General features: G+C 57.7%; 16 protein-coding genes. 11 read left to right on the forward strand and 5 right to left on the reverse strand.

Features of this window, described 5'->3' with window-relative positions; all coding sequences use genetic code 11:
* Positions 1-19 precede the first annotated feature (19 nt).
* The 8 genes from xdhA to AC2FGC_RS06200 all read left to right on the forward strand — a co-directional run bounded on the left by xdhA (position 20) and on the right by AC2FGC_RS06200 (position 10,918).
* Positions 20-1,381 (forward strand): xanthine dehydrogenase small subunit, encoded by a 1,362-nt coding sequence (xdhA, locus tag AC2FGC_RS06165; protein WP_496781667.1) that lies wholly within the window; start codon positions 20-22, stop codon positions 1,379-1,381.
* A complete protein-coding gene (gene xdhB, locus AC2FGC_RS06170; protein WP_496781669.1) occupies positions 1,378-3,780 on the forward strand; it encodes a xanthine dehydrogenase molybdopterin binding subunit in 2,403 nt (800 codons plus the stop codon). Before xdhA ends, xdhB begins: the two co-directional genes overlap by 4 nt.
* A complete protein-coding gene (xdhC, locus tag AC2FGC_RS06175) occupies positions 3,780-4,715 on the forward strand; it encodes a xanthine dehydrogenase accessory protein XdhC (RefSeq protein ID WP_496781671.1) in 936 nt (311 codons plus the stop codon). The genes xdhB and xdhC overlap by 1 nt, the downstream gene beginning before the upstream one ends.
* Complete coding sequence (locus AC2FGC_RS06180; protein ID WP_496725550.1) at positions 4,712-6,229, forward strand: ABC transporter ATP-binding protein; 1,518 nt, start codon at positions 4,712-4,714, stop codon at positions 6,227-6,229. Before xdhC ends, AC2FGC_RS06180 begins: the two co-directional genes overlap by 4 nt.
* Before the next feature lie 39 nt (positions 6,230-6,268).
* Positions 6,269-7,351 (forward strand): ABC transporter permease, encoded by a 1,083-nt coding sequence (locus tag AC2FGC_RS06185; RefSeq protein WP_496725549.1) that lies wholly within the window; start codon positions 6,269-6,271, stop codon positions 7,349-7,351.
* Positions 7,352-7,354: 3 nt separating this feature from the next.
* Positions 7,355-8,275: an ABC transporter permease gene (locus tag AC2FGC_RS06190; protein WP_496725548.1), complete on the forward strand. Its 921-nt coding sequence runs from the start codon at positions 7,355-7,357 to the stop codon at positions 8,273-8,275.
* Between the two features lie 35 nt (positions 8,276-8,310).
* Entirely contained in the window at positions 8,311-9,384 is a 1,074-nt protein-coding gene (locus AC2FGC_RS06195; RefSeq protein WP_496781673.1) for a BMP family ABC transporter substrate-binding protein, read from the forward strand.
* Positions 9,385-9,550: 166 nt separating this feature from the next.
* Positions 9,551-10,918, forward strand: coding sequence for an MFS transporter (locus tag AC2FGC_RS06200; RefSeq protein ID WP_496781675.1), 1,368 nt, complete (start codon positions 9,551-9,553; stop codon positions 10,916-10,918).
* 42 nt (positions 10,919-10,960) lie between these two features.
* Here the strand turns inward: AC2FGC_RS06200 and AC2FGC_RS06205 are convergent, their stop codons facing one another.
* Positions 10,961-12,193, reverse strand: a complete 1,233-nt coding sequence (locus AC2FGC_RS06205; protein ID WP_496770364.1) for an HlyD family secretion protein — start codon at positions 12,191-12,193, stop codon at positions 10,961-10,963.
* 3 nt (positions 12,194-12,196) lie between these two features.
* Positions 12,197-12,577: a hypothetical protein gene (locus AC2FGC_RS06210; protein ID WP_496770422.1), complete on the reverse strand. Its 381-nt coding sequence runs from the start codon at positions 12,575-12,577 to the stop codon at positions 12,197-12,199.
* Positions 12,578-12,781: 204 nt separating this feature from the next.
* On the opposite strand from AC2FGC_RS06210, the gene AC2FGC_RS06215 reads away from it, so the two are divergent.
* The 3 genes from AC2FGC_RS06215 to AC2FGC_RS06225 all read left to right on the forward strand — a co-directional run bounded on the left by AC2FGC_RS06215 (position 12,782) and on the right by AC2FGC_RS06225 (position 14,903).
* On the forward strand, positions 12,782-13,849 hold the full coding sequence (locus AC2FGC_RS06215) for an NAD(P)/FAD-dependent oxidoreductase (protein WP_496725543.1): 1,068 nt from the start codon (positions 12,782-12,784) through the stop codon (positions 13,847-13,849).
* Complete coding sequence (locus AC2FGC_RS06220) at positions 13,846-14,499, forward strand: DUF938 domain-containing protein (protein WP_496725542.1); 654 nt, start codon at positions 13,846-13,848, stop codon at positions 14,497-14,499. The genes AC2FGC_RS06215 and AC2FGC_RS06220 overlap by 4 nt, the downstream gene beginning before the upstream one ends.
* A 68-nt stretch (positions 14,500-14,567) precedes the next feature.
* Complete coding sequence (locus AC2FGC_RS06225) at positions 14,568-14,903, forward strand: carboxymuconolactone decarboxylase family protein (RefSeq protein WP_058275472.1); 336 nt, start codon at positions 14,568-14,570, stop codon at positions 14,901-14,903.
* Between the two features lie 36 nt (positions 14,904-14,939).
* Here AC2FGC_RS06225 and AC2FGC_RS06230 read toward each other — a convergent pair whose 3' ends face one another.
* The 3 genes from AC2FGC_RS06230 to AC2FGC_RS06240 form a co-directional block, all read right to left on the reverse strand.
* Complete coding sequence (locus AC2FGC_RS06230) at positions 14,940-17,447, reverse strand: GcvT family protein (RefSeq protein ID WP_108859216.1); 2,508 nt, start codon at positions 17,445-17,447, stop codon at positions 14,940-14,942.
* A 137-nt stretch (positions 17,448-17,584) separates the two neighbouring features.
* A complete protein-coding gene (locus AC2FGC_RS06235; protein ID WP_496725541.1) occupies positions 17,585-18,832 on the reverse strand; it encodes a hypothetical protein in 1,248 nt (415 codons plus the stop codon).
* Between the two features lie 100 nt (positions 18,833-18,932).
* Positions 18,933-20,339 carry an FAD-binding oxidoreductase gene (locus tag AC2FGC_RS06240; protein ID WP_496781680.1) on the reverse strand — a complete coding sequence of 469 codons (1,407 nt, stop codon included), beginning with the start codon at positions 20,337-20,339 and terminating at the stop codon, positions 18,933-18,935.
* Between the last annotated feature and the right edge of the window lie 4 nt (positions 20,340-20,343).

Consider the following 20,343-nt stretch of genomic DNA (forward strand, 5'->3'; position numbering starts at 1 on the left):
AAGGCGACGGGTTTCTCGTATGAATATCACGTTTCTTCTGAACGGAGAGACAGTGGAACTGGCGGATGTCAATCCGACAGCGACCCTGCTGGATTGGCTGCGTGAGGATCGCGGCCTGACCGGCACCAAAGAAGGCTGCAACGAAGGCGATTGCGGGGCATGCACTGTCATGGTGACGGATGAAGGTGGCCACAAGGCGCTGAATTCCTGCATCCTGTTTCTGCCTCAACTGCATGGTAAGGCGGTTCGCACGGTCGAAGGCGCCAGTGGCCCCAACGGCGAGGCGCACCCAGCCCAGCAGGCGATGGTTGATCTGCACGGCTCGCAATGTGGCTTCTGCACCCCCGGTTTCGTTATGTCGATGGTGGCAAGTCATGCAAATGGCGCAAAGGATCATGACACGCAGCTTGCTGGCAACCTGTGCCGCTGCACCGGCTACGCGCCGATCATTCGCGCCGCCAAGGCTGCCGAAGAAGTTCCCGTGCCGGTTTGGGTGAAAGACAAGCCAGTCGCGACGCGGGTAACATCGCAGATGCTGCCGGAGTCTTCGGATGAATTGGCCAAAATCTATGCGGAACACCCGGAAGCCACCCTGGTCGCCGGCGCAACGGACGTTGGGCTTTGGGTGACCAAGCAACTGCGTGACCTCGACCCAGTGATTTTTCTGAACCGCTGTGATGATCTGAAAGAGATCACCATCACGGATGACGAGGTTCTGTTCGGCGCGATGGTCGATATGAACCGGATGTGCGAAGCACTGGCGGACCTGCATCCGTCTTACGCCGAGATGATCCGCCGTTACGCCAGCGTTCAGGTGCGGCACGCGGCAACCGTGGGCGGAAATATCGCAAACGGCTCGCCCATCGGAGACAACCCGCCTGCACTGATCGCCCTGGGCGCAACGCTACATCTACGCAAGGGCGACGAACGTCGCTCGGTCGCATTGGAGGACTTCTTTATCGACTACGGCAAACAAGACCGGACACCTGGCGAGTTTGTCGAATCCGTAAGTTTTCCGCGTCAGGCGGATCGTTTGAAGGCCTACAAACTCAGCAAACGGTTCGATCAGGATATCTCAGCCGTGTGTGGGTGCTTTAACATCACTGTTTCGGACGGAATGGTTGCTGATGCCCGTATTGCCTTTGGTGGTATGGCCGGCACTCCCAAACGGGCATCAAGTGTCGAAGCCGCACTGGTTGGCAAGCCATGGACGCATGAGACTGTTCGGTCCGCTGTTCCGGCCTTCGATAGTGATTTCACCCCGATGACGGACATGCGCGCATCGGCCAACTATCGGCTGCAGACCGCCAAAGCGCTGCTCGAACGATATTTCCTTGAGGATCAAGGCGAAGTGACAAATGTATTGGAGGTGTCCGCATGAGCGTGACCAAACCCCTCCCCCATGACGCGGCGCCACTGCATGTCGCGGGAACCGCACGGTATGTGGATGACATTCCGACGCCCAAAGGGTCGTTGCATCTGGCCTTTGGCATTAGCCCGATTGCCAAGGGTAAGATCACCACGATGGACCTGTCGGCGGTGAAGGCGGCCGAAGGTGTCATTCTGGTGATGACAGCCGACGATCTGCCGTTTGCCAATGACGTCTCACCGTCGATCCATGATGAACCTCTGCTGTCTGATGGTACGGTTCACTATATCGGGCAACCCGTTTTCCTCGTTATCGCGACCAGCCACATTGCCGCGCGGAAAGCGGCGCGTTTGGGCCAGATCGATTATGCCGAAGAGGCCCCGATCCTGACGATTGAAGAGGCGCTTGCCGCAGACAGTCGGTTCGAGGACGGTCCGCGCATCTACGCCAAGGGCGATGCGGATGCGGCCATTGCGGGTTCGGCGCATGTGATCGAAGGTGGGTTTGAACTTGGCGGTCAGGAGCATTTCTATCTGGAAGGTCAGGCTGCACTGGCCGTGCCCAATGAGGGCGCGGATATGTTGGTGCATTCTTCGACCCAACACCCGACCGAGATTCAGCACAAAGTAGCGGACGCTCTGGGTGTTCCGATGCACGCGGTTCGCGTTGAAACGCGCCGTATGGGCGGCGGTTTTGGCGGCAAGGAAAGTCAGGGCAACGCGCTGGCCGTTTCCTGCGCTGTGGCTGCGCGTGCAACCGGCAAGGCCTGCAAGATGCGCTATGATCGCGATGATGACATGATCATCACCGGCAAGCGCCACGCGTTCCGGATTGCATACAAGGCCGGATTTGATGAGAACGGTCACATCCAAGGCGTTTCCTTCCTGCATCATGCGATTTGTGGTTGGGCACAGGACCTGTCCCTGCCCGTCGCGGACCGTGCGATGTTGCATTCGGACAATGCCTATCTGTTGCCGAATGCCCGGATCGAAAGCCACCGGCTGAAGACTAACACTCAATCCGCCACCGCCTATCGCGGGTTCGGCGGACCTCAGGGTATGGTCGGGATCGAACGCGTGATGGATCACGCCGCGTATGAGCTGGGAATGGACCCGGTCGAATTGCGTCGCCGGAACTACTATGAGCCGGCGCATATTGTTGCGGATCCCGTGGTCGCTGACAAACCGCTGGGCCACTCTGACCCGCACGAAGACCTGACCAGCCGAGGTGCAGTGGAAATGGGCGACGCGCCAGTGCGTCCGTTGCCCGCAGGCGGCAATACCACGCCGTACGGGATGGAGGTCAGCGATTTCGAATTGCACGGCATGACCGCCAAGTTGCTACAATCCAGCGACTACACCGCACGCAAGGCTGCCATTGAGAAGTGGAACGCCGAGAACAGCGTGATCAAGAAGGGCATCGGCTTTTCTCCGGTCAAGTTCGGCATTTCGTTTACGCTGACCCACCTGAACCAGGCGGGTGCGTTGGTGCATGTGTATCAGGACGGCTCGGTCCACCTGAACCACGGCGGTACCGAGATGGGGCAAGGTCTGTTCCAAAAGGTAGCGCAAGTGGCCGCGTCCCGCTTTGGTATTCCGTTGGAGATGGTGAAAATCACCGCAACAGATACAGCTAAAGTGCCTAACACATCTGCCACGGCCGCGTCCTCGGGCAGTGACCTGAACGGTATGGCCGTCAAAGCGGCCTGCGACACGATCCGCGACCGGATGGCTGACTATCTGGCGCACAGACATCAGGCCGATCCCTCAACGGTGACGTTTTCGGATGGCTACGTCTCAGTTGGCGAAGAGCGCTATACATTCTCAGAAGCAGCTGCGCTGGTTTATCAGGGCCGGGTCAGCCTGTCTGCGACCGGGTTCTATAAGACACCCAAGATCGAGTGGGACCGGATCAAAGGCCGGGGGCGTCCGTTCTTTTATTTCGCCTACGGCGCGTCGATCACCGAAGTCGCGATCGATACACTGACTGGCGAGAACCGCATTTTGCGGACGGATATCCTGCATGATGCAGGCGCGTCGCTGAACCCGGCGCTGGATATTGGGCAGGTCGAAGGCGCATACGTACAGGGTGCCGGTTGGCTGACAACCGAAGAGCTGGTTTGGGATGGCAAAGGGAACCTGCGCACGCATGCGCCGTCGACCTACAAGATTCCCGCTTGCTCGGATCGGCCTGACGTTTTCAATGTCGCGCTCTGGAGCGGTGAAAACCGCGAGGACACGATCTATCGCTCAAAAGCGGTCGGAGAGCCGCCCTTCATGCTGGGTATTTCCGCGTGGCTTGCCCTGTCGAATGCGGTGGCGGCCTGCGGGGGCAGCTACCCGGCACTTGATGCACCCGCCACGGCTGAAGAAGTCTGGAAGGGTGTCCAGCGGGTAAAGGGAGAGACCTGATGGGATTTGATCGAGAGGCTTTGAGGGAGGCGGTCAAAACCCACGGCAAGGTGACCCGGGTGGTCATCGCCGGGATCAAGGGGTCATCCCCCCGTGAAGTTGGCGCTGCAATGCTTGTTTGGGAGAACGGGCAGTCGGGCACAATCGGCGGTGGCACGTTGGAGTATCAGGCGGCTGAAGCAGCCCGATCCCAATTAGCGCTCATGCGCCAAACGCACCACGCGCTTGGCCCGGATATGGGCCAGTGTTGTGGCGGTTCAGTAACTCTGCTGAGTGAAATCTATGACCTTGAGGCCGTCGACCGACTGGATGATGCAGTCATTGCGCGCTCGGCTTCGGGTGGTGAGATGCCGCTGTCGGTCAAGCGTCTGTTGTCGCGGGCCCGCGGTCAGGGCGTCGCGCCCCAACCGCAGTTGATCGACGGCTGGATGGTCGAGCCAGTTCACGAACCGGCGCGCAATCTGTGGATATGGGGTGCTGGTCACGTTGGCCGGGCTCTGGTCGATGTCCTGTCACCGTTGCCCGATCTGTCGATCACATGGGTCGATACCGGACCAGAGCGTTTTCCGAGTGAAGTACCCAACGGCGTTACTACGGTTCCGGCAAGCAAACCGGCCGAGCTGGTTCGCCATGCGCCGCGTGATGCCGAGCACCTAGTGCTTACTTATTCACACAATCTGGACCTGGAACTGTGCAACAGGTTGCTTTTGCATGATTTCCGCTTTGCGGGCCTGATTGGCTCGGCTACGAAATGGGCGCGGTTCCGATCCCGGCTGGCCGCTTTGGGACATGCGCCCGAGCGGATTGGCCGGATCACCTGCCCAATCGGAGATCCAGCCTTGGGCAAACACCCGCAGATGATCGCAGTTGGTGTCGCGGCGCAGATCCTGCGCCCTGCCCAGCAAAACGAAATAAAGAAGGACCTGAGCGCGTGACCACTCCACTTCTAAGCTTACAAGGGCTGACTAAAGCCTATCCCGGCGTCGTGGCCAATGATCAGGTGTCCTTTGACATCGGTGAGGGTGAGGTACACGCCTTGCTTGGCGAAAACGGCGCCGGCAAATCCACGTTGGTCAAAATGATCTACGGTCTGGTGAAGCCCGACAGCGGAACCATGCTGCTGCGCGGACAAGCCTTCGCGCCACCCGAACCCCGCGCCGCACGGGCTGATGGGATTGCGATGGTGTTTCAGCACTTCTCGTTGTTCGACGCTTTGAACGTGGCCGAGAACATCGCTTTGGGGATGGAGAATCCACCAGCCATGGGCGATCTGGCTGCGCGTATTCGCGAAGTTTCGGAAACTTACGGTCTGCCACTGGATCCTTATCGCACTGTCGGTGATCTGTCCGCGGGTGAGCGTCAGCGGGTCGAAATCATCCGCTGTCTGCTGCAGGACCCCAAGCTTCTGATCATGGACGAGCCGACATCGGTTCTGACACCTCAGGAAGTCGATATTCTGTTTGAAACGCTGAACAAATTACGGTCCGAGGGTACCTCGATCCTGTATATCTCGCATAAGCTGGAAGAAATCCGCACGCTGTGCGACCACGCCACGATCCTGCGTTTGGGTAAGAATGTCGGCGAATGCATTCCCGCTGAGACCTCAGCGCGCGACATGGCCGAGATGATGGTGGGTTCGACCCTGCAAACGCCCGAGCGTTCGGGGCGTGAGTTCGGTGAGGTCGCCCTGGATGTCAGCGGTTTGTCGGTTCCATCACCATCCGAATTCGGTACTGCGTTGAAGAATGTCCACATGACCGTCCGTAAAGGCGAGGTTCTGGGCGTCGGCGGTGTCGCTGGCAACGGACAGGACGAATTGCTGGGCGTTCTGTCAGGTGAGATCATCACAGCGCCCGACGCGATTAAGTTCAACGGCCAGCCGATTGGAAAATTGGGACCGACCGCACGTCGCAAGCTGGGTATTCTGACCGCTCCGGAAGAGCGGTTGGGACATGCGGCCGCCCCTGACATGAGCCTGACTGAAAACGCGTTGCTGACTGGTTCGGTCCGGGAAGGACTTGAGAACAACGGGTTCCTCAAATGGGCAGAAACCAAGAGCTTCGCGGAAAAGATCATTAGTGCTTTTGACGTCCGCACGCCCGGACCTGAAAACGCTGCGCGATCCTTGTCAGGCGGTAACCTGCAGAAATTCGTCATAGGACGCGAGGTCCTGCAAAACCCTGACGTGCTTGTTGTGAACCAACCAACATGGGGCGTGGATGCAGCCGCCGCGGCGTCCATTCGCCAAGCCATTCTGGATTTGGCGGCAAAAGGCACAGCGGTCATCTGCATATCTCAGGATCTGGATGAGCTGATGGAAATCTCGGACAGCTTTGCGGCGCTCAATGAAGGCCGGCTTAGCGCTCCACGCACGACCACAGGTCTGACGGTCGACGAAATTGGCCTGATGATGGGCGGCGCGCATGGCATGGAGGTGGCCCATGTCTAAGACATATCAAAAAAGAAGTGAAAACAGGGGAATGAGCGGATGATTGTGTTGGAGAAACGGCCGCAGCCGTCCAAAGCGTGGTCTTACGCGACCCCATTGGTGGCCGTGCTGGCAACCATGGTTTTCGGCGGCATCCTGTTCGCCATTCTGGGCAAGAACCCGATCCAAGCCATTGGCACCATCTTTTGGGAGCCTTTGTTCGGTGAATTCTCGTTCTACTATCGCCCGCAATTGCTGGTGAAAGGTGCTCCGCTAGTTCTGATCGCAATTGGTCTGTCTTTGGGTTTCCGTGCCGGCATTTGGAATATCGGAGCCGAAGGCCAATACATCATGGGCGCTATCTTTGGCGCAGGTACAGGTCTGGCCTTTTATCCGCTGGATGCCTGGTATGTCTTCCCGATCATGGTGATCGCCGGTGCATTTGGCGGTTGGATATGGGCAATGATTCCGGCCTTCCTGAAGGTGCGCTTTGGTACCAATGAAATCCTTGTCTCACTGATGCTGGTCTATGTGGCCGAGCAGTTTCTGGCCTCTGTTTCGCTGGGGTTGCTGAAAAACCCGGAGGGCCACGGTTTTCCCGGTTCACGCAATTTACAAGCTTACGACAGCGCACATAACGCCGAGCTGATCGCGGGATCGGGTATGCACTTGGGTGTTGTTGCGGCCTTTATTGCGGTGATCTTCGCCTATGTCCTGCTGAACCGGCACATGCTGGGTTTTCACATTCGACTGACCGGAGAAGCACCCCGCGCGGCAAAGTTCGCCGGTGTGAACCCCGCACGGTTGATCCTGTTTTGCCTCGGTATGGCAGGTGCTTTGGCCGGATTGGCGGGCATGTTCGAAGTGTCCGGTCCCGCCGGCGTGGTCAGCATCGATTTCAATGTGGGGTATGGTTTTACCGCGATCATCGTGGCCTTCTTGGGACGCTTGCACCCGCTGGGCATCTTGCTGGCCGGTGGCCTGATGGCACTGACCTATATCGGCGGCGAGATCGCACAGTCTCAACTGGGCCTGCCTGCGGCCGCCATTCAGGTGTTTCAGGGAATGTTGCTGTTCTTCCTGCTCGCCTTCGACCTTTTGACCAACTACCGCATCCGTGCGGCCCGTAGCGAGGTAGCCTGAATCATGGACCTTTCAGCAATCAACCCAGTCCTTCTGGTGGCATCATTAATGGTCGCTGCAACCCCCTTGCTACTGGCCGCGATCGGAGAGCTGGTCGTCGAGAAAGCCGGTGTTCTTAACCTTGGCGTCGAAGGCATGATGATCGTTGGCGCAATCAGCGGATTTGCGATCTCGGTCGAGACAGGCTCACCCTGGCTGGGCTTTATTGCGGCTGCCATTGGTGGCGCGGTGCTGTCGCTGCTGTTTGTCCTCCTGACACAGGTCGCGCTTGCCAATCAGGTCGCCAGTGGCCTTGCCCTGACGCTGTTCGGCCTCGGTTTCAGCGCTCTGCTTGGGCAAAGTTATGTGGGTATCAAGCCGCCCAGCATGGGGGACATTCACATCCCTCTGATCAGCGACATACCGGTGATCGGCCCAATCCTGTTCCAGCATGACCCGATCCTGTATGTCGGTATTGCTCTGACCGCAGCCGTCTGGGCCACGTTGAAATACACTCGTGTCGGTCTGATCCTGCGCGCAGTGGGTGAAAACCACGACGCCGCACACGCCCTGGGCTACAAGGTTATCAAGATCCGCATCCTGGCGATCTTGTTCGGTGGCGCCTGCGCTGGCCTCGGTGGAGCCTATATCAGCCTGATCCGCGTTCCGCAGTGGACCGAGGGCATGACCGCCGGTGTTGGATGGATCGCTCTTGCGCTGGTGGTCTTTGCCAGCTGGAAACCATGGCGTGCATTGCTGGGTGCTTATTTGTTTGGCGGAATCACGGTGTTGCAGCTTAATCTGCAGGCAGCGGGCGTTGCCATCCCAGTCGAGTATCTGGCAATGTCGCCCTACATCATCACGATCCTTGTGCTTGTGATCCTTTCGGCCGACAAGAGCAGCGCACCTGCCTCACTGGGCCGGACCTTCCACGCCTCGCACTAGACGGGGCCAATTGAACCAACTTGGGGAGTAACCACATGAAATTCACTTCACTTCTTGCCAGCGCCGCGATGGTGCTGGGTCTGGCGACCGGCGCGGTCGCACAGGACAAAACAAAAGTAGGCTTTGTCTATGTCGGCCCGGTGGGCGACGGCGGCTGGACCTATGAACACGACAAAGGCCGTCTGGCGGTTGAGAAAGAATTCGGCGACAAAGTCGAGACCGTGTTTGTTGAATCCGTTCCCGAAGGCCCGGACGCGGAACGTGTGATGACCCAGATGGCACTGGAGGGTGCTAACCTGATCTTTACCACCTCGTTCGGGTATATGGACCCGACCATCAACGTGGCCAAGAAATTCCCGAATGTGAAGTTCGAGCACGCGACCGGCTACAAAACCGCCCCAAACGTGTCCGTCTATTCGGCCCGCTTCTACGAAGGCCGCGCCGTTCAGGGCCACATCGCGGGTAAAATGACCGAGTCGAACATCATCGGCTACATCGGGTCCTACCCGATCCCCGAAGTGATCCGCGGCATCAACTCGGCCTACATCCACGCCAAAAAGGTGAACCCGGATGTCGAGTTCAAGATCATCTGGGCCTACACTTGGTTCGACCCGGCGAAAGAGGCTGACGCTGCTTCCGTTCTGATCGAACAGGGCGCGGACGTGATCCTTCAACACACCGACTCGACGGCGCCGCAGGCAGCTGCGCAAGAGGCAGGCAACGTGATCACCTTCGGTCAGGCCTCGGACATGAGCGAATATGCCCCCAAGCCGCGCGTATCGTCGATCATCGACAACTGGGCGCCCTACTACATCGCACGCACCCAAGCGGTCATGGATGGGTCGTGGGAAACCGTGAACACATGGGACGGCATCAAGGAAGGCATGGTTGAGATCGGTGAGATCTCGGACGCCGTTCCAGCCGACATCAAAGAAGAAGCACTGGCGATGAAAGCCGCCATGGCCGCGGGTGAATACCACCCCTTCACCGGTCCGCTGAAAAAGCAGGACGGTAGCGACTGGCTGGCTGAAGGCGAAACCGCCGATGACGGTACACTGGCAGGTATGAACTTCTATGTTGAAGGTTTGGAAGGCGAAATTCCGCAGTAAACCTTTACACGAACACGTTGAGGGGCTGGCCATTTGGCTGGCCCTTTTTCGTGTCTATGGGAGCACCTCGCCTAGCCTTAACTAAATACTGTCTTGACGATTGCAGACACGACGGACCTGATGGGGTTAATGCTTTACCTGTCTCAACACGAAACGTAAAAATCCCATGGAGATCAAAGCGCAAGACCACAGCCGCTGGTGGATACTCGGCGCGATGGGTGCCATCTTGGGTGTTATTCTGCTGGACGAAACGGTCGTCAGCGTCGCGCTTCCAACCATCCGCAATGAGCTTGGCCTGTCTCTGCTTGAAGCGCATTGGGTGGTGAATATCTATCTGCTGGTGCTGGCTTGTTTTGCGGGCGCAGCAGGACGATTGGGCGATGTACTGGGCATTCGGCTTTTGCTCAGTGCGGGTTTATTGATATTCGGCTTGTCCTCTGCACTGGGAGGGTTTGCCGAAAGCGGATTTGAACTTCTGACAGCGCGCGCCGCACAGGGCATCGGTGCAGCACTGATTTTCCCGCTGTCGCTAGTGGTTCTGATCCAGTCTTTTGACGAAAAGGAACGCGGGCTGGCACTGGGTTTATACGGCGGGATCGGGACAGTATTCCTGTCAATGGGTCCGCTGGTTGGAGGCGTTCTGACCGAATATCTGTCTTGGCGCTGGATCTTCTGGGTCAACCCCCCAATCGTGCTTGTGGTCGCTCTGGTCGCATGGGTTTTCTGGCGGGACCCGCCGCACCAACGGGAGCGCGAGTTCGACCTGAAAGGGCTAATTCTACTGGTGACGGGGTTGGCGGCTATTGTGTTCGGTGTCATGGAGGGCCCGGACAGAGGCTGGGTACAGCCCGAAGTTCTTATGGCCCTGTCAGCGGGTCTTATTTTTTTGGTGTTATTTGTCCGCGTCGAACAGAGGGCAACATCGCCTCTGATTGCCATCTCCCTTTTTGCCGGCCCCGGGTTTGCTGCTTCAAACATGATCCTGTTCACCGCACAATTCGGCAAGATTACTCTGTTCGTGTTCGGCGCATCCTACTTTCAATCAAAGCTCGGGTTTTCACCGCTGACTGCTGGTGTCGCCCTGTTGCCGATTGCTTTTCCGCAGATTTTCATTGCCCCGATGGCGGGGAAAATTGCTGATAAATTTGGCTCTCGCGGCCCTTCTCTGACAGGTACAGCGCTGGGTGCGATTGCCATACTTATTGTCGCACTGGGAATGCATTTAGACGTCGCCGCGCTGATCTATGCTGGCTACTTCCTTTGGGGTTGTTGCGTGCCGTTTCTGTTTGTCCCCCCAAGGCGGGCCATCATGTCAACGGTACCACAAGCTCTGCACGGACAGGCAAGTGGCATCTCGATGACATTTCAGCTGCTGGGCGGTACGGTCGGGATGGCCCTGGGCAGTTCGGTTTTTGCCATAACCGGCTCGTTCACTCTGGTTTTCTGTTTTGTTGCGGCGTTCGCTGTCTGCGTTCTCGCGTTTGCTTACGCGTCCCTCGCCTTAGATAACAAACCCGGCCGCCCAGCGGTTTAAACCTCACACAGGCCGGATCTGAAATCAAAACGCGTGAATGGCTCAATGCCCGGTCAGCACCAACGTATTCACCGGCATCAGGATCAGACGCAGGCGCAAGCCCGCCGCGTGGACAACACCGATCGTGTCTATCACATGCAAGGCGGCGGTGTGCCAGAATCCCAGGTCTTCATGTTCCAGCCGTTCGTGGTTGTCGGTGTAGACATTCGCCAGACAATTGCTACCGGGCGGTATGTCATCGGCCATGTTTTTGTACAACGGCTCCATATAAACCAGAATCGAACCGGGTACCTTGTTGGCCTGCACATCGCGCAACTCATCCGAAGGGCGTATCTGACCTGACGGGATGACATCCTGCACCTCAACCACAACCATCGGGATCACGGTGAAGGGCTTGGTCATGCAGCCTAGCTCTCCGATCATGCCCGGCTTGATGACCTGAGCGGCCATCTGGTTGAATGCAGCCTGAAACCGGTTATGGCCCGAGCTTGACGGAACCAGAATGCCCGCAGGCCGCAGCAAGGGGCTGACATAGTCGCCCACCTGAAGGCCGAATTGTTCAACCCGACCGGTCACACCTGCGCTTACGACTGTTTTGTCCAGCTCGGTCAGCGCGGCGTCCAACTGGGCGTTGGCGCTGGCCAGTTGGGCCGGGATCAGTTCTTCGATCTGCTGCACCACGGCGGCACGGCGGGATCGCGATGCGGTAAGCTGCGCTTCACGCTCGGCAACAAGGTTTTCCAACCGGTCGATTTCGGCCAATCGTACGGCGCTGGAGCCTTCGTCCCGCAGGGTGGTGTTACGCTCCAAATCCTCAAGCGATTGATCCAATGCAGCGCGCGCGCCTGCGATGCCTGCGTCGGCCTCGGCCAGATCAGTCTCTGCCACTTTCAGTGAGGCCTGAACTTGCGCGATCTGCGCATGCGCGGCCTCAACCTGTGCGGTTTGGGTGAAATCCTCGATCCGGAAAATCGGCTGGCCCGCAGTGACCTGCTGGTTATTGGTGACATAAACCTCGGACACGCGACCGCCGAGCTGTGGAAGGATCGTGACCGTGCGGAAATATGACGCCGCCGTTTTGCTTGCAGGATGGAAGTAGAACAGCGTGGTGATCACCGTCAGCGCAAGAATGGCACAGGTGGTCAGGCCCCAGCGCAGTTCATACCACATGGTGAACAGTGTGATTTCATGGCCTATACGTTTGCCCTGTACGTAACGGCGGAACAGGTAATCCGGCAACACGGTGACCAGCGCGCACATCAGTGTCTCAAGCATCTCTTACTGCCCCTGCTGCGCGGTCGGTTGCGATGGGGCCGCGGGGGCAGGAACATCGTTGCCTTGATCGCCCAAGGATCGGATCGCGTCAGCAATGGCGCGCAAGGGGGCGGCGACATCCGGGAATTGGAACCCGGCCACCAGAATGGCCGCCACCCAGAACAGACCATTGTGGGTAAACAGAGCCAACAGCGCCAATATCCCCACAAGCTGAAACTGAGGGTGGTTGGATTCATGCGCGATTTTTTCCGGGATGGAGTGCAGGGTGAAATAGCCAACGCCAATCAGCACGATCACCAGAACGGTAAAAATAAACATGAAGGTTAGCAAAAAGTCACTGCCATCCGCCTGCGTGACGTAAGAGGGGATATGCCCCGTGGCCATTGGGTGTAGCTCTGCCGGTGTCACGTTTTTCTCCGATTCCGATGTTGGCCGCACTAAAGACAGGCCAATCTCTATGGTTCAAGTTTACATTGCGGAAATTACGCCTCTTTTCCAATAGTGTTACGCATGCGAAGCTTTGCGCATGAATAAAAGCAGATCTCAAATCCACCCGTTTTGGGGTGATCCCAGGGCGGAGTTTCTAACATGATCGATTTCTTGGTCATCGGTGGCGGCATCGCCGGATTAAGCGCGGGCGCGCGTTTGTCCGAACATGGTCATGTCGTCGTGCTCGAAGGCGAAGACGCGCTGGGATATCACACCTCTGGCCGGTCAGCGGCGTTGTTTGAAAAGGGGTATGGACCACCTTCCGTCAAGACCCTGAATGCAGCGAGCGAAGCTTACCTCAGATCGAACGGCTATCTGTCGCCACGCGGGTTGATGCTGATTGCCGGGCATGATCAACGAGATGAGTTTTTTCAGGATCAGGCTGACCTTCGTCTGTCAGAAATCTCGGTTGACGAGGCCATTTCGCGGGTTCCGATACTGAATCCACAGACTGTTGGGTTTGCCGCCGCCAGCAACGTTGCTTTTGACATTGATACCGACCGGATGATGCAAGATTTCGCACGTGTGATCCGGGCCAACGGTGGCTTGGTTCTGACCCGTCAGAAGGTCAACGGCATCATCAAAGCCCGACACTGGCTTGTCGAAGCGGCAGAAACCTTCGAGGCCCGAGCCCTTGTGAATGCCGCAGGCGCGTGGGTGGATGAGATCGCCATGATGGCTGGCGTTACACCGATCGGCATAGAACCGCGCCGGCGATCTGTGGCCCGTATTCCCGCCCCTGCCGGTCATGACGTGACCGGTTGGCCTTTGATGTTGGGCGCTGGCGAAGGCTGGTATGCGAAACCGGATGCCGGAAAGCTGATCGTTTCCCCTTGCGAGGCTGATCCGACCTTTCCCCATGATGCCTATGCGGACGACATGGTGTTGGCCGAGGGTCTGGCGCGGTACGAAGCGATGGTGACCGAGTCGGTCACAAGGGTCGAGGCGAACTGGGCCGGGCTTCGCAGCTTTGCGCCGGATGGTACGCTGGTCTTAGGACCCGACCCTGCCGAACCCACGTTTATCTGGTCGGCAGCGCAAGGTGGTTATGGATTTCAAACGGCACCGGCGGCCTCACAGCTGGTGGCAGATTTGACGACTGGTGCTCGTTCAGAATTGGAGGCGGCGAGCGTTTCCGCCCTAAGGCCAGAAAGGTTACGTGGATGACGAAACGCAAACTTCCCGCAAATGCCAGCGTGGCGACGGTATCCGATGGGCAAAAATTGGTCGCTCCGGCGGCCAGCAGGAATGCCGACGCGCTGTGTGATTTGCTGGCTCAGTTCGCCCCTGTGTCCGGTCGCGCGCTGGAACTGGCCAGTGGTACAGGGCAGCACGTCGTGGCTTTTGCAATTCGACTGCCCGGTCTGGATTGGCAACCCAGTGAGGTTGAACCTGAACGACGCGCTTCAATCGACGCGTATGCCGAAGGCGTAGAAAACATAGCCCCGGCGATAGAGCTCGATGCGGTCCAACCCGGTTGGCATTCTGTTCACGGGGCAAATGACCTGATCCTCTTGATCAACTTGCTGCATCTGATCAGCTGGTCGGAGGTGGAAGCCTTGGTGACCGAGGCCGCGCTGGCTCTGAACCCGGGCGGTCGGCTAATCCTCTACGGGCCATTCATGCGCTCCGGCCAGTTGACCAGTAACGGAGACCAGAACTTTCATGCTGCGTTGAGCCAACAAGACCCGGACATCGGATACAAGGATGACGCCGACATTCTGGGCCTGCTGCGTCGAGTTCAACTGAGTTTAATTGGTGCTGTTGAAATGCCGGCAAACAACCTGGCATTTGTCGCTGAAAGACCTGCAGTCTGATCAAGATCAAAGTCAGGCAGCTTCCATAAACATATTCACAAGGTGATATGTTTAAAGGAAGCCCACAAATGAACTGGCAAGACAAGCTCTCGGATACGCGCAACAATCTGCGCAACCTCAACGCTGCAATCCCTGATACCGCCCGTGCCTTCGGTGCGCTGGGAAAAACCGTCAAAGAAGGCGGTTCGCTGGATTACAAAACCAAAGAGCTGATCGCTTTGGGTATGTCCATCGCTGCCCGCTGCGAACCTTGCATAACGCTACACACCGAAGCTCTGATCAATGCCGGAGCAAGCCGCGAAGAAGTGTCAGACGTTCTGGCCATGGCCATTCAAATGGGCGGAGGACCGTCGATGATGTACGCGGCCAAGGCGTTGGAATGCTTTGACGAGCTATCAGTATGAAGAAAGGCCCCGGAGATCTCCGGGGCCTTTGCTTAGTCAGCCGTCCTTGCGGATGGTTTCGTTTTTCGGATCATAGGGGCTGTCGCATGTTACGACCGCATCCCACAATTTGTCCTGAAGCTTGACCTTCAGCTTGGTGCCTTCGACCGCCAGATCGGGCTTCACATAGCCCATGCCGATGGATTTCTCGAAGGCCACCGAATAACCGCCCGAGGTCAGACGACCGACGCGTTCACCTTCCGGCGTATACAGCACTTCACGGCCCCACGGATCGGCATCCTCCGGTCCGTCGATCAGCAGGGTGCAGCATTTCACGCGTACGCCAGTCTCTTCCAGCTTGGCCTTGCCATAGAAGTCCTTGGACAGGTCGACAAAGCGCGGCAGGTCGGCTTCCAGCGGGGTCGCGTCGCGGCCCAGCTCGGTGCCGAAGGCGCGATAGGATTTCTCCTGACGCAGCCAGTTCTGGGCGCGGGCACCGACCAGCTTCATACCGTGTTTCTCACCAGCTTTTTCCAGCAGGTCGAACAGGTAGTTCTGCATCTCGATCGGGTGGTGAAGTTCCCAACCCAGCTCACCGGTATAGGCGACGCGGATCGCGTTGACCGGGCACATGCCCAGTTCGATCTGACGGGCCGACAGCCATGGGAAGCGCTTGTTGGACAGTGCGGTTTCCGGATCGGCGTCTTTGATGACCTCTTTCAGAACGTCCCGCGATTTGGGTCCGGCGATGGCAAAAACGCCCCACTGAGTGGTCACGTCCTGGATCTCGATGTAACCGAACTCCTCCATCTTGTCCTCGGCCGCCTTGCGCAGGTAATCGGCGTCGTACTCAGTCCAGGCCCCGGCAGAGACAATGTAGTAGTTGTTCTCGCCGTTACGGACGATGGTGTATTCGGTGCGGGTGGTACCGTGCGAGGTCAGTGCGTAAGTCAGGTTGATACGACCGACCTTGGGCAGCTTGTTGCAGGTGAACCAATCCAGGAACTGGGTCGCACCGGGGCCTTTGACGACATGCTTTGTGAAGGCCGATGCGTCGATCAGGCCAACGCCTTCGCGGATCGCCTTGGCTTCGTCAACGGCATGCTGCCACCAGCCGCCGCGGCGGAACGAGCGGGCATCATGGTCGAAGTTTTCGGGTGCATCCAGCGGACCGAAATAGTTCGGACGCTCCCAGCCGTTAACCCAGCCAAACTGTGCGCCACGCGCTTTCTGACGGTCATAGGCCGGAACAGTCCGCAGCGGGCGGCAGGCAGCGCGTTCTTCATCGGGGTGGTGCAGGATATAGACGTGCTCATAGCACTCTTCATTCTTGCGTGCCGCAAACTCGGTGGTCATCCAGTTCGACGAGTAACGTTTGGGGTCCAGCGAAGCCATGTCGATCTCGGCTTCGCCGTCGACCATCATCTGCGCCAGATAATAGCCGGTGCCGCCTGCGGCGGTGATACCGAACGAAAATCCCTCGGCCAGCCACATGTTGCGCAAGCCAGGCGCGGGACCAACCAGCGGGTTGCCGTCGGGCGTGTAGCAGATCGGGCCGTTAAAATCGTCTTTCAGGCCGGATTCGGCACAGGACGGCACGCGCTCGGCCATTGCCATATACTGGTCTGCAATTCGGTCGAGATCGAGCGGGAACAGATCAGCACGGAAGCTGTCCGGTACACCATGTTCGAACTGCGCCGGCGCGCCATGTTCATAGATGCCAAGTATCCATCCGCCGCGTTCCTCGCGTGCATAAGATTCGTTGTCGGCATCACGGACAACTGGGTGTTCGGGGTTGCCCGCTTCACGCCATTTGACCAGCTCAGGGTCTTTGTCCATGACGATAAAGGTATGCTCGACTGGGATCGCGGGCATCTTGATGCCCAGCATCTTGGCCGTGCGCTGCGCGTGGTTGCCCGATGCGGTCACGACATGCTCGGCGGTAATCACAACTTGCTCGTCAGACGGGATGAGGTTACCGCCCTTCTCGACCATTTTGGTGCAGGTGACTTCCCAGTGAGTGCCGTTCCAATGGAAGGCATCGGCCTGCATTTTGCGCACGATGTCGACACCGCGCTGACGGGCGCCCTTGGCCATCGCCTGCGTTACGTCAGCGGGGTTAATATAACCGTCTTCGGTGTGATAGATCGCACCCTTCAGATCTGAAGTCTCGATCAGTGGCCAGCGTTCCTTGATTTGATCAGGGGTCAGCCATTCATATGCGACATCACAAGTCTCAGCCGTCGACGCATAGAGCATGTATTCATCCATGCGCTCTTGCGTCTGTGCCATGCGCAGATTGCCAACTACGGCAAAGCCCGCGTTCAAACCGGTTTCTTCCTCAAGCTGCTTGTAGAAGTCGACCGAGTACTTGTGGATGTGTGTCGTCGCATAGGACATGTTGAACAGCGGCAACAGCCCCGCAGCGTGCCATGTGGACCCTGAGGTCAGCTCATCCCGTTCGACCAGCATCACATCGTCCCAGCCTGCCTTGGCCAGGTGATATGCAATCGAAGTGCCGACGGCACCGCCGCCAACAACCAGTGCTTTGACTTGGGTTTTCATTACCGGGCGTCTCCCCTTGAATTCAGTTGACACCATATGGCGCATTTGAATGCCCCGGCGCGACATTCATCCGACCAGTGATATAAAGAAAACGACCCGTGCACGGCGCAGAGCGTCGATTTTTCAGGTGAACGGTTTCAGTTGCCCCCGACAGAGCACCGTTTGCTACTGCCCAACGTTGCACAGGATGATTTGCCCAAACCACCCTTCCTGACTTTGACCTCACCCGATGGAGCAACCTGAGGCTGGGGTTCATCCGCTTTTGCGTCGGCGTGGGCCACTTTGCCCATCAATCCCTTAATGAACCCGCCGATACCACCTGTGCTGGCCACTTCGGTTTCCACCTCGCTCAGCGCAGATTCAAGCAGCAAGTTCTGGGTGCGAATGTAAGATAATTGCGACAGCTCCTGATTTTCGAAGACTTCGCCGTTGGTGATGTCCATGACGCCTTCAGAGTTGAAGCCCGAACTGCTTAGCGTGTTCGCCACCAAAGCGGCCGCATCCAGATTTTCCAGCTTTTCCTGACCCAACCTTAGCTGCGCTATTTGCATCGTTTCATAAAGATCGTGCATTTCATCCGCGATCTCGGGCTGCCGGGTCAGAGGGACCTCGATTCCCTTTCCAACAACCAGCGCTGGATGCGGCAACATTGCGTTCAGGCCTGCGTAATCTACCAAGCCAAGAAACTCTCGGATCGTCGCATCGCTGGCATCTGCATGAAGGCGGATTACAACTTCTTGATCAAAGCCGATACGGCCTGTGAACGCGCGATGGTTGGTCTTTTTGGTATCATCCAGTAGATTTCCGGTTGTTTCGATGAAGGCGACGCCGTCGATCACCGCATAGCCTTGTTCGGCCTTCATCCCATCCAGAAACGCGTCCTGCGCGCTCAGCGCCAATCCGGCCAAAGTGTTTCGCGCCGCTTGTGGTTTGAGGGTGATATCAAGCCAGATCAGTTCACCTTCTTTTGCGTAAACAGTGCCTGTCTCATCCAGCTTTCGAAGCGCGCCATCTTTGCCGGCAGCGTTGAGCTGTAGCAATTCGGCTGGCCCGCTGATCGAACTGATAAGGGGCACCGGCCCAAACTCTGAAAGAACTCTGGAAACTGCCTTGATGTCAGACTCGGTCAGGGCAAATTGTGCCCAACCCTCTGGGGGGTTCGGAAGAAAGGACTTTGCACCGGCATCCCATAGCTTTTGACGTTCTCGCGCCGCTTGTTTCACTTCCCGCTCTTTTTGGCTTTGATCGAACCGAGCCGAGATAGTTTCAACATATCCGCTAAGCGAAAGCGTACCGTCAGATTTTTTGTCCTGTTGAAAATAATCTAAGCCCGCAACGACCAGACCTACTATCAACGCAAACCCAATGAACCTTAGCGCGCCCATTATGACCTCAAATTCAATTGCTGCTCATTTTCGCAATTGATAGCCGCAGAATTGGGCGCCCTTGTGGCTTTGAGGCGGAATTCCCAAGGTTGCGCCGTTTCTATGTGTTCGACAGGATCTTTCCGGGGTTCATGATGTTATTGGGGTCCAGAGCCTTTTTGATGGCAGTCATATACGTGACGGCTGGCCCAAGCTCTTTGACCAGATAGGGTTGTTTGCCCTGTCCGATCCCATGTTCGCCCGTGCATGTGCCCTCCATTGAAATGGCCAGATCATTCAGCCACCCGACGAAATCGTCGGCTTTGTTGACCTCGTCCGCGTTTTCCATGTCGATTAGTAGTAAGGAATGAAAGTTTCCATCCCCGACATGCCCAACCACGGGGGCCATAAGCCCTAGCTCACGCGCTTTGTCCTGAGTCGCTGTGACGCACTCTGCCAAACGCGAGATCGGGACGCAGACATCGGTGGAGATTCCCCGGGCGCCCGGACGCAGTTGCAAGGAAGCCCAGTACATATCATGCCGGGCCTGCCAGAGTTTATTGCGTTCCTCAGTCGTTGAGGTCGCCGCGAAATCGGTGCCACCGAACTCTTCCGCGATCTGGTTGAAGGTTTCGGACTGCTCGACCGCACCGTTTTCCGAGCCGTGGAACTCGAGCAAGAGCAATGGCGTTTCCGGCAGGCTCAGCCCGGAATAGGCATTGGCAGCCTTGACCGACATTTCATCCAGCAGCTCAATCCGCGCCACCGGAACACCGTACTGGATCGTCATCATGACAGCCTGACAGGCCGCATCCACCGATGGGAATGAACAACGGGCAGAGGTGATCGCCTCGGGGATGCCCTGCAGGCGCAAGGTAAGCTCGGTGATGATGCCCAACGTCCCTTCGGCCCCGATCAGCAGTCGGGTCAGGTCATAACCGGCCGAGGATTTCTTGGCCCGGTGCCCGGTTCGGATGATCTGCCCATCCGGCATGACCGCCTCAAGACTGAGGACATTGTCCTTCATCGTGCCATAGCGAACCGCGTTGGTCCCGGACGCCCGCGTCGCCGCCATTCCACCCAACGAGGCATTCGCGCCGGGGTCGATCGGAAAGAACAGGCCCTGATCCCGCAAATGGGTATTCAGGTCTTCGCGCGTCACACCCGGCTGTACGACGCAATCCAGATCACCCGGGTTCACAGCCAGCACCTTGTTCATCTGGGTCAGGTCAACCGAGATACCACCAGCAGGGGCGTTCACGTGACCCTCCAACGATGTACCCGTACCAAATGCAATCACCGGTACCTTGTGCGTGGCGCAGGTTTTGACGATCTCGGAGACCTCTTCCGTGGAATGCGGAAAAACCACAGCATCCGGGGATTGGTTTTCGATCCAGGTGGTCGTGTGACCATGTTGTTCCCGGATTGCCTGACCGGTTTGCAACCGGTCACCAAACTTTTGTTTCAGGATGCCGACAGCTGCCTCGATCCCCACTTCGTTTCGCGGCAAAGCAACTGCCTGCACCATGGTC

It is taken from the genome of Ruegeria sp. CDSC054, assembly GCF_059610645.1.